11 protein-coding genes are annotated in these 18,847 nt (G+C 38.4%); 4 read left to right on the forward strand and 7 right to left on the reverse strand.

What is annotated here, in order from left to right; genetic code table 11:
- Positions 1 to 3: 3 nt before the first annotated feature.
- From FNN08_RS09945 to FNN08_RS16525, 5 genes are all read right to left on the reverse strand, one after another.
- Positions 4 to 1,323 (reverse strand): aspartate aminotransferase family protein, encoded by a 1,320-nt coding sequence (locus FNN08_RS09945; RefSeq protein WP_143585323.1) that lies wholly within the window; start codon positions 1,321 to 1,323, stop codon positions 4 to 6.
- Between the two features lie 163 nt (positions 1,324 to 1,486).
- On the reverse strand, positions 1,487 to 2,704 hold the full coding sequence (locus tag FNN08_RS09950; RefSeq protein WP_143585325.1) for a BCCT family transporter: 1,218 nt from the start codon (positions 2,702 to 2,704) through the stop codon (positions 1,487 to 1,489).
- 159 nt (positions 2,705 to 2,863) lie between these two features.
- Positions 2,864 to 4,552, reverse strand: coding sequence for a choline dehydrogenase (gene betA, locus FNN08_RS09955; RefSeq protein WP_143585327.1), 1,689 nt, complete (start codon positions 4,550 to 4,552; stop codon positions 2,864 to 2,866).
- A gap of 122 nt (positions 4,553 to 4,674) precedes the next feature.
- A complete protein-coding gene (locus FNN08_RS09960) occupies positions 4,675 to 5,577 on the reverse strand; it encodes a TIGR01212 family radical SAM protein (RefSeq protein ID WP_143585329.1) in 903 nt (300 codons plus the stop codon).
- Between the two features lie 369 nt (positions 5,578 to 5,946).
- Entirely contained in the window at positions 5,947 to 7,200 is a 1,254-nt protein-coding gene (locus FNN08_RS16525; RefSeq protein ID WP_260679318.1) for a cytochrome c, read from the reverse strand.
- A 189-nt stretch (positions 7,201 to 7,389) separates the two neighbouring features.
- Here FNN08_RS16525 and yihA point away from each other — a divergent pair, with 189 nt between their 5' ends.
- Positions 7,390 to 8,064 (forward strand): ribosome biogenesis GTP-binding protein YihA/YsxC, encoded by a 675-nt coding sequence (yihA, locus tag FNN08_RS09970; RefSeq protein ID WP_143585331.1) that lies wholly within the window; start codon positions 7,390 to 7,392, stop codon positions 8,062 to 8,064.
- A 542-nt stretch (positions 8,065 to 8,606) separates the two neighbouring features.
- Here yihA and polA read toward each other — a convergent pair.
- Positions 8,607 to 11,363 (reverse strand): DNA polymerase I, encoded by a 2,757-nt coding sequence (gene polA / locus FNN08_RS09975; RefSeq protein WP_143585333.1) that lies wholly within the window; start codon positions 11,361 to 11,363, stop codon positions 8,607 to 8,609.
- Positions 11,364 to 11,909: 546 nt separating this feature from the next.
- Here polA and FNN08_RS09980 point away from each other — a divergent pair.
- Positions 11,910 to 13,406, forward strand: a complete 1,497-nt coding sequence (locus FNN08_RS09980) for an alanine/glycine:cation symporter family protein (RefSeq protein ID WP_143585335.1) — start codon at positions 11,910 to 11,912, stop codon at positions 13,404 to 13,406.
- 351 nt (positions 13,407 to 13,757) lie between these two features.
- Here FNN08_RS09980 and gorA read toward each other — a convergent pair whose 3' ends face one another.
- Positions 13,758 to 15,107, reverse strand: a complete 1,350-nt coding sequence (gene gorA / locus FNN08_RS09985; RefSeq protein WP_143585336.1) for a glutathione-disulfide reductase — start codon at positions 15,105 to 15,107, stop codon at positions 13,758 to 13,760.
- A gap of 318 nt (positions 15,108 to 15,425) precedes the next feature.
- Between gorA and FNN08_RS09990 the strand changes: the two genes are divergently transcribed.
- Together FNN08_RS09990 and prlC are read left to right on the forward strand one after the other, a co-directional pair.
- Positions 15,426 to 16,658 carry a dicarboxylate/amino acid:cation symporter gene (locus FNN08_RS09990; protein WP_143585969.1) on the forward strand — a complete coding sequence of 411 codons (1,233 nt, stop codon included), beginning with the start codon at positions 15,426 to 15,428 and terminating at the stop codon, positions 16,656 to 16,658.
- A gap of 133 nt (positions 16,659 to 16,791) precedes the next feature.
- On the forward strand, positions 16,792 to 18,834 hold the full coding sequence (prlC, locus tag FNN08_RS09995; protein ID WP_143585338.1) for an oligopeptidase A: 2,043 nt from the start codon (positions 16,792 to 16,794) through the stop codon (positions 18,832 to 18,834).
- Positions 18,835 to 18,847: the final 13 nt, after the last annotated feature.

The raw sequence follows: 18,847 nt of genomic DNA on the forward strand, positions 1-18,847 counted from the left end.
ACTTTAAGCTTTTAAAGCGTCAGCCATTGATTTTTCAGCTACTTGCTCTAACCAAGCAAAATCGATTGTTTGATGAGCTTCACAAATAAACCAAGGTTCGCGAGAATCAGGCTCTAACATAACCCCATTTTCAATTAGATTCATTGCAAAGGCGGTATACAATTCACTGTCAGTGCGTTTCCAGTCTCGATAGTTTTGTGGCACTGTACTACCTAAATGCACACCAAACATTGAATCAGGTCCGGCAAAGCAATGCTCAATATTAAACTTATTAAATACGCGAGATAGTAATGCTTGGATATCTTTACCAACTCGGTTAATTGTTGCTAGTGCATCAGTCTCTTTTAACACGGTAAGAGTTGCTTTAGCTGCGCTTAATGCAATCATGTTTGCCGTATAAGTACCGCCATGAGTTACGCCATCGCTGGCGAAAGAAATTGTATCCATAACTTTGGCCTTACCACCAAATGCGGCAACAGGGTAACCATTACCAATTGCTTTTGCATAAGTCGTTAAGTCTGCGTAAATACCATACAACTCTTGTGCACCGCCTTTGGCAACACGGAAGCCAGTTTTAACTTCATCAAGTATTAATAATGAGTTGTTAGCGTCACATATATCACGTAACTTTTGCATGTACTCTTGAGTTGAAGCGATTGAACCACAGTTACCCATGATCGGCTCAATTAGAATAGCAGCAATATCATCGCCGTACTGTGCAAATACAGCATCTAGAGCGGCAAAGTCATTTAGTGGAATGCTTACTTGATTAGCTCGGGTGTTTGCTGGAATACCACCGCCAAATGAAATGATATCTGGAGATTGTTCGCTATCTGCATCCCAATTATCTACATCAGACTTCCACATAACTTCATCATGTAAACCGTGGAAACCACCTTCAACAACAACAATTTTATTACGCTTAGTGTAGCCGCGAGCAGTTCGAACTGCGCCAATTACAGCTTCTGTACCTGAGTTGGCAAAACGCATTTTTTCAATATTAGGGCACATCGACTTAACTAGCTCAACTACATCAGAGTCTAACCCAGTTGAGAAACCAGAAATAGCTCCAACGTTAGTAATGGCATCAATAACGGCGTTGTCGATACGCTGATCACGATAACCAAGGATCACTGGACCATACGCTATACGGAAATCGACAAATGTTTGGCCATCACAATCGGTAATAGTGCAACCTTTCATGCTGCTTAAAAATACCGTGTTTTCTTCACCCCAGTAGCGGTAGCTGTCTGCTACACCTAATGGCATGTTTTCATGGGCTCTTTTCAACATAGCTTTACTGTTGGGTTTGTTTATTGTCATGGGTTCCACCTAATCTAATAGTGATATTCACACTTACTGTTAATATCGAATTGCCTAACTGCCCCAAAGGGGAAATTTGATGGCTTATCATACCGAATAAGGCAATGGTTAAACGTAGTTTAATGTTATGTATTTGTTAACCAGCTAAAGTGACGCTACTTTATTAGTTAGTTAAATTAATTTTATCAAAATCTATTTTGTTGGCTTTGGGTGAAGCTGTAATAGCTTTAACCTGTGCGAATTTTTTAATTAAAATATAGCTAAAGCAGCTAAAGAATAGGCCAATAACTACAGCGCCAACCCATTGAATTTGTAAAAAATCTAATTTAAATAATAAGGTTAATAAGCTCAAAGCTAACAGGTTACCTATAAAATAGTTAATTCGACCAATACGAGCTACGCCAATATTAAGGTTATCGGTATAAAGGCGAATTAATGAATCAAGCGAGTTGATCACAAAGGTTATGCCGACAATCGCCATGGTTATATTATAAAAACCAGCGGTATTTATACTGTTTGCACTAAAGTAATACAGCACAGTAAACCAAACCGCGATAGGAATAGATGGGAATACCAACATAGCCAATAATACTTGGTAAGTTCGTAAGCCACTGACAAACCTTGAGGTAAACTGGCCAATCATAATGCTCCAAGCAAACCACCAATAAAGATAAAATTCATGGTAGTCGTTCAGAGGCAATGCAAATTTTTGGATATTGGCAAAGTAGCCACCAAGTAACGTTAAAGTATTAGCAAATTCACTGATACTAGAATCTTTTGACAGGAAAGCGCCAGACCACATTAAAGCAATGAGGGCAATAAACAGCCAAGTGGTTGCCAAGCTTAAAAAGCGAACGTAACGTATATTGGTACTTGAATAAACCGCGATGGCAATGACCATAAAAACTACTAAATAAAAACTGCCAATAATAGATTCACCATCACCCATTTCAGGTAAGTACCAAGGTAAATTACTTAACAGCAAATAGGCGGTAAATGCGCAGGTGCCAATAATGACAATATTGTTGATAAGTTTAACTACAGGCAATTCAAAAAACTGAACTCTAGGCTCAATAACACAAAAGTAAAAACAGGTTAAAAAATAAAAGCCCCAAATAAGAAAGGCCCAAAAACCAAACTCAATTGCCAGAGGATTAGTAAAGCTGTATTCAGGACTTGTTGCTAAATCTGCATAGCCAGCAAATTCGGTTAACGGGAACATGATCAAGCCAACATCAAGACCGGAAGTGAACAAAATGGCAATAAAGGTAAAAGTACGCACAGGAGTTACCCCTACGCAGCGAATATTGCCCCATCTATATACCACAAAGGCGATTGCGCATAATGTAAATACGATACCAGCGGATAGCCACAAGGTCATAAGCTTTGCTTGAAAATACTTTCAATAAACACTGCTATTAACATAGTGATGTTTTACCCTTTTATTTTTGTTTTTAAAGTGCCTAACTTGCTAGGTTAGACTCGAGGTTAGTTAGACCTGTTTAGAGTAACTAACGCCATGTATAATTTAGGTAAGGGATTAGTCGCTTACCACACGTTTTGGATCATTAGTTCTTTGCTTTGTTGGCCAGTCAGCAGAAACATGTACAGAAGCTGTTGATGGTTCTAGCATTGCCTTACCAAGTATTAAATCTGCTGCTCGCTCTGCCACCATAATGGTTGGTGCGTTAAGGTTGCCATTAGGAATTGTTGGGAAAATCGAAGAGTCGACAACGCGTAAACCAGTAATACCATGCACCTTAGTGTTTGGGTCTACAACGGCCAAATCATCAGTACCCATTTTACATGAGCAAGATGGGTGATAAGCACTCTCAACAAACTCACGTACAAATTTATCAATATCTTCATCCGTTTGAATATGGCTGCCTGGTTGTATTTCATCACCACGATATTGATCAAACGCCTGTTGATGGATTATTTCTCTGGTTAAACGCACACATGCGCGGAAACCTGCACGGTCTTCTTCGTGCTCAAGGTAATTAAATAAAATTTCAGGGTGTGCTTTTGGATCGGCAGATTTTACTTTTACCGCGCCGCGACTTTTGGGTTTGTTATGGCCAATGTGTACTTGAAAGCCATGATCGTCAAACGCTTCTTTTCCGTCATAACGCATTGCTGCCGGTAAAAAATGATATTGTAAATCTGGCCATTCGACTTCAGGGGTTGAACGTATAAAACCGCAAGACTCAAAGTGATTAGTCGCACCTAATCCTTTTCTGGTGAAAAACCAACGAGCGCCAATTAAAAACTTATTCCATAAGCCTAAGTTACCATTAAGAGAAATAGGCTTTTTACATTTAAATTGGAAATAAAACTCAAGGTGATCTTGCAAGTTTTCACCCACACCAGGTAATTCATGGTGAACTTCAATGCCGGCATTTTCTAAAGTTTCTTTACCACCTATACCTGACAACTGTAATATTTGCGGCGAACCAATCGGGCCTGCTGATAACACAACCTCTTTATTAGCCGTTACATCAATTATCTTACCTTTGCGTTCAAAGCGAACACCGACTGCTTTTTTATCTTCTAGCAAAACTTTGTGTACTAATGCATGAGTAACAACGGTTAAGTTATCTCTACTCATTGCAGGTCTAAGGTAGGCATTTGAGGTTGAACAACGCAGACCATTTTTGATGGTCATATGCATAGGGCCAAACCCTTCTTGCTGCTCACCGTTATAATCTTTGGTTGCCATATAGCCAGCTTCAACACCGGCGTCAATAAACGCACGGTATAACGGGTTTTTCATTTGGTTGCCGTTATTTATACCCATAGGACCACTGTCACCATGGTATTGGTCATGCTCAAAAGCCCAAGTTTCAGCTCGTCGAAAATAAGGTAAACAATGGGCATAATCCCAATTTTCGGCACCATGTTGTTGCCATTCATCAAAATCTTTGGCGTGGCCACGTACATAAACCATACCGTTAATAGAAGATGAACCTCCTAATACTTTACCTCTAGGGCAGTGCATACGGCGGTTATTCAGAAAAGGCTCTGGCTGAGTTTCATACTGCCAAGCGTATTTTTTGGTATTCATTGGAATAGACAAAGCGGTTGGCATTTGAATAAAAATACTTTTATCCGTTCCGCCGGTTTCAAGTAGCAGTACTTGGTTATTGCTATCTTCACTTAAACGATTGGCCAATACACAACCAGCTGAGCCGGCGCCGACAATGATGTAATCAAATACTTTGTTATTCATTTTTAATTATTACCTCTTGTTATTTATTGGCAAAACTCAAGTGAATGTCATTAAACAATATTAAGTCTATCACTAGATTGAAATTTAGAAAGGTGAGCTATGTTGGCTGCTAACCAACAGAGCTATAGATCGTTACCTTGAATGCCTTTGGCATGTAAATCACGACATATTTCAGTTATTGAAGGCCATCTTAGCTGACACCAGTCAGGTGCAAGTAATATTGGCTTATTCGCCGTTGCAGATACGCGGTGAAAAATTATATGGCTAGGAGTATTACGTATTAGGTTACCAGCAATAGATGCATACTCTTGCATGCTCATCACATCTAACTTATTTGCCTTCCATGCTTTTGCCATGGTGCTACCTTCAACTACATGTAGAGGGTGCAATTTTATGCCATCAACAGGGTGTTCTAATACTTTTTGTAGTGTTACTAAATTATCTTGCTCTGTCTCGTTTGGAAGGCCAACAATTAAGTGGGTACATATCTTTATGCCAGATTTACGTGCACGCTTAACTGCGTCAACGTAGGTAGCAAAATCATGACCGCGGTTAATCCGTTTGAGAGTTTCATCATTTGCTGTTTGTAAGCCAAGCTCAAGCCAAACTTCATAGCCTTGTTCGACATAACCTTTAAGCAGGTCGAGAACTTCAGTAGGGACACAATCTGGACGAGTACCAACACATAAGCCAATTACATTTGATTGTTCAAGTGCCTGCTCGTACTTTTCTTTTAAGTACTCAACTTCTTGATAGGTGCTGGTATATGCTTGAAAGTAAGCAAGGTATTTTTCGGCTTTGTTACCTAACTCTTCTTTCTTCTTAGTCATCTGTTGAGAAATAGAGTCATGTTTTTGCTCACTACTAAATGAGTCAACATTACAAAAGGTACAGCCACCTTTACCTAAAGTGCCATCACGATTTGGGCAAGTAAAAGCTGCATCAATAGTGAGCTTTTTGATACGGGTACCAAATTTAGCTTTTAAATATTTGCCGAATGTATTTACGTAATGATCAAGTTGCATGCTGATACCTTAAATGGTTAATCGGCTATTTTATCAGCAACTCGTGTGACTTATTTTTATCAAGTGTGTTGAATTGTAATGCTAATTTTTTACCTTAGGCGCTAACAAAAAATATAATTTATTGAATTATTAGATAATAAAAAAGCAGCCGAAGCTGCTTTTCAGTTATTGCGTTTTAGTCATTACTTTAACGAAGACATGCACTGGGCAACTGCTGCAATATCATCATTTGTTAATTTAGATGCGCTTGTATTTGGGGTCATCATAGAATTCATTCAATTTCGGGAATTAACTTGGATTAGCCAATATTTATTTTAAGCAAAAAAAAGCAGCGATTTACGCTGCTTTTTAGTTATCGTTTTATAATCGTTACTTTAACGAAGACATGTACTCAGCAACTGCTGCAATATCATCATCTGTTAATTTAGATGCAATAGTAGTCATCATTGAGTTCATATCGTTATGGCGAGAGCCGTCACGGAACTTGTTAAGCTGAGTTTTTAAGTAATCAAGATTTTGGCTTGATACTGTAGGGAAACCAGCTAATGCAGCACCTTTACCGTCAACACCATGACATGCGATACAAGCTGTAATGCCACGGTTTGCATCACCACCATTGTATAACTTCTCGCCTGTTGCATTTGTTGCAACATTGGTTGGTGTAGTTTTTTGGCTAGCAAAGAAAGCTGCTAAGTCTTGAATATCTTCTGTTGAAAGAGTAGCAACCATGCCACCCATTACTGGGTCGTTACGACCTTCATCAGCGTTAACTGTAGCTGCTTTAAAGTCAGCAATTTGTTTTGCTAAGTATTGCTCATGTTGGCCAGCAAGTTTTGGGTAAACAGCAATTAAGCTATTACCGTCAGCACCATGACAAGATGCACAAACCATTGCTTTTGCTTTACCTGCTTCAACGTCACCAACGAAAGTTAACTTAGCTGCAGACTTTTTAGGTGCTGGCGTAGAGGCTACAGCAGCAGGATCTTTAAAGTAAGCTCCTAAATCTAAAACGTCTTGCTCACTTAAGTGCTTAGCAATAGTGTTCATTGAAGGGTCGATACGTGAACCATCAATAAAAGCATGTAATTGCTTTTCAATGTATTCAGGGTGTTGCTTAGAAAGATTAGGGTTAATTAATACTTCACTATCGCCCTTATCACCATGACAAGCTACACAAGCTGTAATACCACGAGCAACATCGCCATTATTATATAAGTCCTTACCGGCAGCAGCATTAGCTACTACTGAAGGTGCTGCGGCAACAGGAGCTGCACTTGGTGCACTCGCTGATGTTGCTGAACCTGCTGGAGCTTCGCCGCTAAGAGAAAAGCTTGCGAAGTAAGCTGCAATATCAGCCATATCTTGATCAGATAAAGCCGCAACCATAGGAGCCATTAGAGGGTCTACACGAGAACCCTCTTTAAAAGCTTTAAGCTGTTTAGCTATATAATCAGCATGTTGGCCTGCTAAGTTAGGATAGTTATCAGCAATACCTATACCATTTGCACCATGACAACTTGCACATGCCGCTGCTTTTGCTTTTCCTGCAGTAGCGTCACCTGCAGCAAAAGCGTTACTAATAAAGCCACAGCTTAATATTGCTAAAAGTATAATTTTTTTCATTGAATTTCTGCCTGTTAATGCTCGGAAATATCGTTCTGTATTTCTTTTTATAGCGTTTGGAATAAAATCTTACACTATTTTACACAATTCCCGCGCTAGTGTAATGGTTATTGCTTAAAAAAATTACATAAAAACACTGCGTCTAATTGTTAAAAACAGGATATAATTGAATCAGTTAATATTTAAACCATGGTGGAACCAGTTTTGACAGCTCCTGTAGTTAATTTACACATAGCAAAATTTACCCTTAGTGCCCCTGATATTCGTAGGCTGCCAGCCGATAGCGGTATAGAAGTTGCCTTTGCAGGACGTTCAAATGCAGGTAAGTCGAGCGCACTAAATACGCTGACTAATCAAAAAGGTTTGGCTCGTACAAGTAAAACACCTGGTCGTACTCAACTGATTAATGTATTTGATATTAATGATGACCGACGCTTAATTGATTTACCTGGTTATGGTTTTGCTAAAGTTCCTTTAGAAATGAAGAAGAAGTGGCAAAAAGCGTTAGCTGAATACCTTGAGCGAAGAATGAGCTTAAAGGGATTGGTTATTCTTATGGATATTCGCCATCCTCTAAAAGATCTAGATGTTGATTTAATAAACTGGGCCAATGATTGTGGTCTTGCTACGCTAGTTTTATTAACCAAAGCTGACAAGCTTAAACCTGGTAAACGTAATAGTGAAGTATTACAGGTGCGTAAAAAATGTAAAACCATGCACAATAATATTCAGGTGCAAGCGTTTTCTTCATTAACTAGAGTTGGTGTTGAAGTTACTACCAATATATTAAGCGAGTGGTTTAATACCATTGAAAAGCAAGAGCTGGTTGAACAAGATTATGAAGTGGAAAGTAGCGAAGATTAGTTACTAACTGAAATTTTGCAAGAATTAAGAGTCTCTATTAAATAGCGGCTCTTTTTTTTGTGCTGAATTTATAGATTTGTAATTGGGATAATTTAAATAAAAAAAACCGACTTCACAATGCAAAGTCGGTAAGAAGCTTATGGGGAAGCTAGAAAATAAAATTTTTACAACAAGAGTTCTGTTAGGAACGAAAATAATAATAGAGTGTTAACTCTATGTTGTAAAGCTTTTACTCTAATTTTTTTAAGAAAGTGAAATATTTATTTAAATGGGATTAGTTTATTTTTGTTTTGAGTAAATTGCAGACAAAAAAAACCGACTTCACAATGCAAAGTCGGTAAGAAGCTTATGGGGAAGCTAGAAAACAAAAGTTATTACAACAAGAGTTCCGTAAGGAACGAGTGTTATAATAGAGTGTTAACTCTATGTTGTAAAGTGTTTACTCTAACTTTTATTACATTTTTTTACAAAAAGTGAAAAAAAAACAGGTTTTAAACCTGTTTTTTTCGTTTTAGTAGTTGTTTTTGTAATAAAACTACAAATTAGTGCGCCTGCTGCCAGTTACTACCAGTACCGGCTTCAGAAATTAATGGCACATCTAATTGCACTGCATTGTCCATAATTTGTACTAATTTTTGTGTTGTTTCAGAAAGAATGGCCTCTGGTACCTCAAAAATAAGCTCATCGTGTACTTGCATGGTCATTTTTATACGAGGATCATTGTTTTCTGTTAACCATTTATCTACAGCTATCATTGCCTTTTTAATAATGTCGGCAGCCGTTCCTTGCATTGGTGCGTTGATTGCTGCACGCTCAGCTGCTTTTCTACGAGCACCGTTCTTAGATTTTATTTCAGGTAAGAATAGGCGACGGCCAAAAATAGTTTCTACATAACCTTGCTCACTCGCAAGCTGGCGCGTATCTTCCATATATTCTAAAACGCCAGGGTAGCGCTCAAAATATGCATTCATATAATCTTGGGCTTTACCTCGGGCAATATTTAGCTGTTTGGCTAAACCAAATGCCGACATGCCATAAATTAAGCCGAAATTAATGGCTTTAGCGCTACGACGGTGATCGCTGGTTACTTCATCTAATGGCAAGTTAAATATTTCAGCAGCTGTGGCTTGGTGAATATCTCGACCTTGCGAGAATGCAGTAAGTAATCCCTTATCCTTTGATAAATGCGCCATAATACGTAATTCAATTTGAGAATAATCGATCGCTAATATTTTATAACCTTGTGGCGCAATAAAAGCTTGGCGAATTTTTTTACCTTCTTCACTACGAATTGGAATATTTTGTAAATTTGGATCAGATGAAGACAAACGTCCCGTTGCCGTTACCGCTTGATGATAAGAAGTATGTACGCGACCCGAATTGCTATCAATCATAAGTGGCAGCTTGTCAGTATAAGTAGACTTAAGTTTGCTTAAGCCGCGATGCTCAATAATTAATTTAGGTAATGGGTAATCAAGAGCCAGTTCTTGTAGTACTTCCTCTGCTGTAGAAGGTGCTCCCTTTGGTGTTTTCTTAATAACAGGAATGCCTTGCTCTTCAAACAAAATTACTTGTAGTTGCTTTGGCGAACTCAGGTTAAACGTTTTGCCTGCTAGGTTATGAGCTTGTTGCTCTAACTCATCTAGGCGACTACCAATTTGCTGGCTTTGCTCTATTAGTAAATCAGGATCTATTAATACACCACCTTGTTCCATTTTAGCCAGTACATTTAATAGTGGTAATTCTACATCGCTAAAAATCGATTTTTGATCAGTATATTTTTCTAATTTTGGCCAAATAGCTTGGTGTAATCGTAATGTAATATCTGCGTCTTCGGCTGCGTAATGACCCGCTTTTTCAATGTCGATTTGGTTAAACGTTAGTTGTTTAGCGCCTTTACCGGCAATATCTTCAAAATGCACTGTGTTATAGCCTAAATACTTCTGGGCTAATGCGTCCATATTATGGCGAGTTGAGACACTATTTAAACAGTAAGATTCAAGCATGGTATCAAAGGCAATGCCTTGTAGGTTTATGTCATAACGACTTAGTACATTGGCATCGTATTTTAAGTTTTGACCAATTTTTCCAATGGTTTTACTCTCAAGCAGAGGCTTTAATTGAGCTAATACCCAGTCTAAATCTAACTGCTCCGGCGCATCGATATAATCATGAGCTAATGGTACATAGGCGGCTTTACCTGCTTCTATAGCAAACGAAACACCCACTAAATTAGCTTGCATGTAATTTACGCTAGTTGTTTCAGTATCAAATGCAAAGCTAGAGCTGTTTTGTAATTTAGTTAACCACTCATTGAATTGTGCTTTAGTAAGGACGATGTCATATTCTGCCGTAATGTCTTGCGCAACTACTTCATCATCACTCTCTTGACTAGCCGTTTGTGCTGCCGCTTTGTTATTGCTCTTTGTTGCAGGGCTTTTGCCATCAAGTTCAGCTAATAAACGTTTTAGTTCAAACTGAGTGTACATTTCGCGTAATGTATCAGTATCTGGCTCTGTTGCTTCTAATTCATTAATTGGCTTTTCTAGCTCTACGTCTAATTTAATTGTGGCGAGTTCATAAGAAAGTGGTAGTTGCTCTAATGCACTTCTTAAGTTCTCACCAATTTTGCCTTTTACTTTGTCAGCGTTGGCAATGACATTGTCTAAAGTTTCGTGCTCTGTTAACCATTTTACTGCTGTTTTAGGGCCACACTTTTCAACTCCTGGGATGTTATCTACTTTGTCACCCATTAACGCAAGATAATCAATAATTTGATCTGGACGTACACCAAACTTTTCAATAACACCACCAACATCCATAGCCACATTGGTCATAGTATTAATTAAGGTTACATGCTCGGTTACTAACTGTGCCATATCTTTATCGCCAGTAGATATAACCGTTTCTAGTCCTTGCTTACTGGCTTGATCTGCAAGTGTGCCAATAACATCATCGGCTTCAACACCTTCAATTACTAGCATAGGTAAGCCCATAGCGTTGATTATTTTGTGTAAAGGCTCAATTTGGCAGCGTAAATCATCTGGCATTGGCGGGCGATTAGCTTTGTATTCAGGAAATAAATCATTGCGGAAGGTTTTACCTTTGGCATCAAATACCACCACAATTTTTCCGGTTGGGTAGTCTTTTTGTAGACTTTTAATCATGTTTAGCACACCAGTTATAGCACCAGTAGGGTGGCCATCTTTGGTACTAAGCGCCTGTAAATAAGGCACATAATAAGCTCTAAAAAGATACGAAGAACCGTCAACAAGAATGTAAGGAGATGTTTGAGTCATAGAATTTGATTTATTGGCTGAAAATTACTGCCAATAGAATGCCATAGATAGCAAATGCTGACTATAAAAATACTTTCAAAATAAAAGTTAGCTTGTGGATAAGTCTGTTAATGGAATTGATAAACCCACCTATCATAAAGAAAAAATGATAAGTGTAAGCAGCCTGTAAGGCTTTGTTAGTATAGTTTTAGGAAGATACAAATGACCGTTTCTATTTATTATTATTGGTAAAATAGATGTGGATAATTATTCCGTAAATGCTAATTGATGCACAATTCTTTTTGATCGTTTTTTCAACAGCGCAATGATATTAGCAGAATGATTTTAGAAAAAATATCATTATTTAACATTTTTTTAATAAATTAAATCGATTGCTATTTGTTCTTTTAAATGGTTTTGTTAATTAGCCTTTTGTAGCAAGGCTTACAGTCAATATTTCTAATATAGTAGTTAATAAATCCTATACTGAATCAATTCACATTCTATTTACATAGCTTATTCTGTTAACCTAGTTAAATTATCTAAGACAATAACAAGAATGTGCAAATGAAATGGACTATGAGCTTTGCCTTTATATTAAATATTTTAAGCTTTAATGCGTATGCAACAAGTATTGATCAGCAAATTAATGCTTGGCTCGCTCCCGTGGGCGAATTATTTACCAGTATTATCTTTTATTCATTCAATGTTTTTTCGGTAGATATCCCTATAATAGTGGTGTGGCTTATTTTAGCAGCACTTGCATTCACAGCTTACTTTGGTTTTATCAACATCAAAGGCTTCAAACATTCTTGTAAAGTCATAAAGGGTGATTATTCCAATCCAAGCGATCCCGGAGAAGTCAGTCATTTTCAAGCTTTAACAACAGCATTATCGGGTACTGTAGGCTTAGGTAATATTGCCGGAGTTGCTATCGCGGTTTCTATTGGTGGTCCAGGGGCAACATTCTGGATGATGGTTGCTGGTTTTATGGGGATGTCTACTAAATTTTTAGAATGTACCCTTGGGGTAAAATACCGCCATATCACTAAGCAAGGTAAAGTGCTTGGTGGACCTATGTATTATTTAAAAGATGGTTTAGCTGAACTCGGTCATCAAAAACTTGGCAAAATACTGGCCGTTTTTTTTGCTATTTGTTGTGTTGTAGCCTCTTTATGCGGCAGTAATATGCTGCAATCTAATCAAGCTTATCAACAGTTTGTAATTGCTATGGGCGGCAGTTCCAGCTTTTGGGCTGATAAAGGCTGGTTATTTGGTTCTATTTTAGCTGTTGTTATTGCAGTGGTAATTATCGGTGGAATTAAATCAATTGCTAAAGTCACTGCCAAAGTTGTACCACTAATGGCTGGCATATACCTACTTGCTGCATTGTTTGTATTAGCCGTAAATTATGATGCAATTATTCCTGCTTTTGCCTTAATTATAAAAGGAGCTTTTTTTGCCGAAGGTGTTGTTGGGGGAATGATTGGCGTAATGATCCAAGGCTTTAAACGCTCTACCTTTTCTAGTGAGGCTGGCGTTGGTGCGGCATCAATTGCTCATGCAACGGCATCCACTAAAGAACCAATACGAGAAGGCTATGTCGCCTTGCTAGAACCATTTATTGATACAGTGGTAATTTGTACCATAACAGCGTTAGTCATTGTTATAACTGGCGCTTATCAAGGTGTTGAAGGTATTGATGGTGTCGCGTTAACATCAAAAGCATTTGCTAGTGTTATTTGGTGGTTTCCGTACCTTTTGAGTATTGCTGTACTGCTTTTTGCTATTTCAACTATGATCTCTTGGGCCTATTATGGTTCTATCGCTTGGAGCTTTTTAGTGGGTAATAGTAAAAGTTTAGATTTGGCTTATAAATTTGTATTTTGTATGTTCACAATTCTTGGTGCTTCTACTAGCTTAGATGCTGTGATAGCTATTTCAGATTCGATGTTCTTTTCAATGGCTATAGCCAATATCGTCGGTTTATATATGTTAGCGCCATTAGTGAAACAAGATTTACATACATACCAAGAAAAATATCTAACTAAAGTAAGTACTTAAAATAGGAAAGTAACGCAAGGAATAGCAGCTATACAATAATAGAAAAAGAACACCGTAAGATAATATATGCACTATACGCTGAAGGAGGTCCCGTATCTCGCTTAAACTCGTACAGGATGACGGCGTTTTTTCTAAATGTAGTTGGGTATCAGACAATATAGTTAATTTACACCACGTCATCCTTGAGGACTTGTGCATGTATGCACATAGGTAGAATAACGCAGGAGCAGTTGTCGAGCACTAGCGATATCAGGGACCTCCTCCAGTGACGCTGTGGATTTGTTATGTAGAATAACAAATATAAAAAAGCCCAGATAAACTGGGCTCTTAACATGCTGTAATAACTAGTGCCTAACGCATAGTAACGAACTCTTCAGCAGCCGTAGGATGGATAGCGATAGTATTATCAAAGTCTGCTTTAGTGGCACCCATTTTAACCGCTACAGCAAAACCTTGTAGCATTTCGTCACTACCTAAACCAATACAGTGCATACCAACGATTTTTTCATTGCTACCTTGGCAAATAAGTTTCATACGACACGGTTGGCGGTGTTGCGTAACAGCTGTATACATTGAGGTAAATTGCGATGTATAAACCTTAATGTCTTCATCACCATATTGTTCAACGGCTTGCTTTTCAGTTAAACCAATTGTGCCAATAGTAGGGTGCGAGAATACAACGGTAGGGATCAGGTTGTAGTCTAAGTGCAAGTCAGTTTGACCGTTAAATAAACGCTCTGATAATCGACGTCCAGCTGCAACAGCAACAGGAGTTAATTGTGCTCGGCCAGTGTTATCACCAACGGCATAGATGTTAGCCACACTAGTATTTTGGAATTTATCAGTTTCAATAAAGCCACGTGCGTTTGTGGTTAAACCAGCAGCTTCAAGATTAATGTTATCTGTTGCTGGCTCACGGCCAATAGCCCAAATCAATGTATCAACGGTGATCGCTTCACCACTTTCTAATTCAAGCGTTAAGCTGCCATCAGCATTTTTAATTACTTCTTTTGGTGTGCATTGTGTTTTTAATGTTGGCCCTTCCGCAGCCATAATTTCTACTAAAGTATCGGACATCATATCGTCAAACTCGCGCAGTGGCTTATGCTTACGAACTAGTAGTGTTGTGTCACTGCCAAGTGCATTTAATACTCCGGCAATTTCAACGGCAATATAACCTGCACCAACAACAGCAACACGTTTTGGTTGTTCTGTTAAGGCAAAAAATCCGTCAGATGTTATACCATGCTCAGCACCCGGAATAGTTGGCACAGTTGGTCGGCCGCCAGTAGCGATTAAGATATGGTCGGCAGTGTAAACTTCACCATTAACTTCGATTGCATTTTTGCCGACAAATTTACCAAAGCCATTGATAACCGTAACGTTGTTTTTTGCTAAGCCACTATCGTATGAAGCATGGATACGTGAGATATAAGCTTCGCGACTTTCAACTAACTTGGCCCAGTCTAACTTTCCGGCAGTTAAATCAAAACCGTAATCGTCTGAGTAATGAACGGCATCAGCAATTTGTCCGGCATACCACATTACCTTTTTCGGTACACAACCCACATTTACACAAGTGCCACCTAAAGCTTTCGCTTCAATAATTGCACATTTTTTTCCATGCATTGCTGCTCTGTTGATTGAAGCAATTCCGCCACTACCTGCACCTAGTGCAATATAGTCAAAATGTTGAGTCATGTATTTCTCCGAAAAGGTCTAGCACTAAGTTAATTAGTGAAATTTGTATATCAATATTATCTTTACTATTTGATGCTTAGTTACCCAAAACTCAAGGGCAAAGATAATTTATTTAAATGGGCTATTATTAATTCTAATCAGCTTCATTTAATCAATGACCTAAACTATAGCAAAATAATTCCAAATTATTTTATGGGGTTACATAATGAAACACTTACCATGAAAAAATATGATTAGTATCAAACAAGTCGATTTATGCACAGTGCTACTATCGATGAAATCTTTATATTAATTTTAATTAACCCAATCGAGCAAATTATGACACAAGCAAAGCAAGGCCTTATGCACAACATTGGATTACAAGTGGTTATTGCCATGGTCATTGGTGCAGCAGTTGGTGCATTTATGGGCGAAAGTGGTTCTATGTTTAAACCACTAGGAACCATATTTATACAGCTAATTACCATGTTAGTGATTCCTTTGGTGGCGGTATCAATTATTTCTGGTGCTGCAAATTTAGGTGCTAGCCCGCAAGCAGGTAAAGTTGGTTTTGGTACCTTACTATTCTTTATGGCAACCTCGGCTTTAGCGGTTTTTCTAGCTATTGTGTTAGGTGTGGTATTTGAACCTGGAGTCGGCGTTGACACTTCAGGGGTATCAAGTATGTTTGCCAATACTTATGCCGATAAAGGCGAAGTTCCTGGCTTCTTCGATACTATTATTAGCATGATCCCGAGCAATATCTTTGTATCTTTAAATGGCAGCAACATATTACAAATCATAGTGTTTTGTATGTTCTTTGGTATCGCTATTGCTAAAGTAGGTAACGAAGGTTCTAAGCATTTCTTAATTGGTGTTAATACCATTATCGATGCTTTCGTTTGGATGATTAACAAAGTGATGATCATTGCACCTATTGGTGTGTTTGGTTTAATGGCTGACGCTGTTGGCACCTTTGGTTTTGAAGTTTTAGCTATTATCTTGAAACTGGTTGTGGTGTTTGTTATCGCGATTATCATTTTTGGTTTTGTCGTTTACCCACTATTAGTTAAATTATTCTCAGACGTACCTGCGCGTGAGTTCATGTCTAAAATGAAGAAACCACAAGCAGTAGCATTATCAACAGCATCTTCAATGGCTACTTTACCGGTAACTTTGGAAGTATGTGAAAAAGAAATGAACGTATCCAATTCTGTTGCTTCATTTGTATTGCCGTTAGGGGCAACAATAAACATGAGTGGTAATGCGATTTATTACGGCTTAGTGGCTATTTTCTTTGCGCAAATGTTTGGTGTTGAATTAAGCTTTGCCGCTTATGTAGCAATTATTTTCACTTCAACTATTGGTGCTATTGGCCAAGCCGGTGTTCCTGGTCCATCGTTTTTGGTGGTTGCAGTATTATTAGCTGCAGGTATTCCAATTGAAGGCTTACCATTATTATTTGCCTTAGATAGAATTTTCGACATGATCCGCACCTCGTTAAATATCACCGGCGATGCTGTATGTGCTGTTATTATGGATAAAGTGGTTAAGTCATCTGCTGCTAAATAAGCTTAGTAGTTAAATCTGCAAAGTAATTAAAGGCATTAGGATTTTATCCTAATGCCTTTAATTTTTATTGGCCCTTGATAAATACCTGCAAAGGTCTTATTTCTATATCATCATTTACAACAAAAGAATTCCTATGAGCAATCCGTTATTAACGAAAACAGACCTTCCTGAATTTTCAAAAATTAAACCTGAGCATATTAAACCTGCGGTAGAACAAGCAATTAGCGATGGTAAAAAAGCCATCGAAGCAGTTGTTGCCTTAGATGTACCTTATACATGGGATAATTTAGTTGCTCATTTAGATGAAGTTGATGACCAGCTTGAGCGTATGTGGTCACCAGTGTCGCACATGAATTCTGTGGTAAATACTGATGAGTTACGAGATGCGTACGATTCATGTTTAGCTATGCTTTCTGAATACGGTACTTGGGTTGGCCAGCATCAAGGCTTGTTTAATGCTTACCAACAATTAGCCGACAGTCCAGCCTATTTAGATTTAAATTCAGCGCAGCAAAAAGTTATCAAAAATGCACTACGCGACTTTAAACTTTCTGGTATTGCATTGCCGGAAGATGAACAAAAACGTTACGGCGAAATCCAAACAGCGCTGTCAGAGTTAGCCTCTAAATTTAGCAATAACTTGCTTGATGCTACAGGTGCTTTCACCGTTAATATTACCGATGAAAGTGAATTATCTGGCTTACCTGAAAGTGCTCTAGCTGGCGCTAAGCAATTAGCCGAGTCACAAGACAAAGAAGGTTGGTTATTTACTTTAGATATTCCAAGCTACTTACCTATTATGATGTATGGGGATAATGCCGACTTGCGTGAAAAAATGTACGTGGCTTATGTTACCCGAGCATCTGATCAAGGACCAAATGCAGGTGAATTTGATAACTCAGAATTTATTAGTGAAACATTAAAATTACGCCATGAAGTGGCTAATTTATTAGGCTTTGCTAACTACGCAGAAGAGTCTTTAGCAACAAAAATGGCTGAAAACACTTCGCAAGTCTTAAGCTTTTTAGAAGATTTAGCGCAAAAATCAAAAGCACAAGGTGGTGAAGATTTAGCGCAACTGCAAGAGTTTGCTAAACAAGCTTATGGAGTAGAGCAACTTAATCCTTGGGACTTAGCCTATTACAGCGAAAAGTTAAAACAAGAAAAGTACTCTATTTCAGATGAAGACTTGCGCCCTTATTTCCCAGAAGATAAAGTGATTGCTGGCTTATTTGAAGTTGTACATCGCTTATATGGCTTAGAAATTAAACCGCGTGCTGGCGTTGATGTTTGGCATAAAGACGTAAGCTTCTTTGATGTATTCGACGTTGATGGCAATTTACGTGGTAGCTTTTATTTAGATTTATATGCACGTGAGAAAAAACGTGGCGGAGCTTGGATGGCCGACTGTGTAGGTCGTCGCGCACTTACTGACAACACCGTACAACTTCCCGTTGCATTCTTAACTTGTAACTTTACTAAGCCAGTTGGTGATAAACCGGCATTATTTACTCATGACGAAGTCGTTACTTTATTCCATGAATTTGGTCATGGCTTACACCATATGCTTACGCAAGTTAATGAAGCTTCGGTTGCTGGTATTAATGGCGTTCCTTGGGATGCAGTAGAATTACCAAGTCAGTTTTTAGAGAACTGGTGTTGGGAGCCAGAAGCGTTAGCATTCTTATCTTCTCACTTTGAAACGGGTGAAGCATTGCCACAAGCTATGCTTGATAAAATGTTGGCAGCGAAAAACTTCCAGTCAGCTATGCAAATGCTACGTCAGTTAGAATTTAGTATTTTTGACTTTAAAATCCATGCTAACTATGACGCAAGCAAAGGCGACCAAGTACAAGCTATTTTAGATGAGGTTCGTGCTCAATACGCGGTAGTTAAAGCGCCTGAATTTAATCGCTTCCAGCACAGCTTTGGTCATATTTTTGCTGGCGGTTATGCGGCAGGTTATTACTCATATAAATGGGCGGAAGTGTTATCTGCAGATGCATTTTCTCGCTTTGAAGAAGAAGGTATATTCAACCGTGATACGGGTAAAGCATTCTTAGAATGTGTACTTGAAAAAGGTGGTTCAGCTGAGCCAATGGAGCTATTTAAAGCATTCCGCGGGCGCGAGCCAAAAGTTGATGCCTTACTGCGACACTGTGGTATCGGTGCATAATCTAAGTAAAACA

Source organism: Thalassomonas sp. M1454, assembly GCF_007097525.1.
In the GTDB taxonomy this organism is placed as follows: Bacteria; Pseudomonadota; Gammaproteobacteria; order Enterobacterales; family Alteromonadaceae; genus Thalassotalea_A.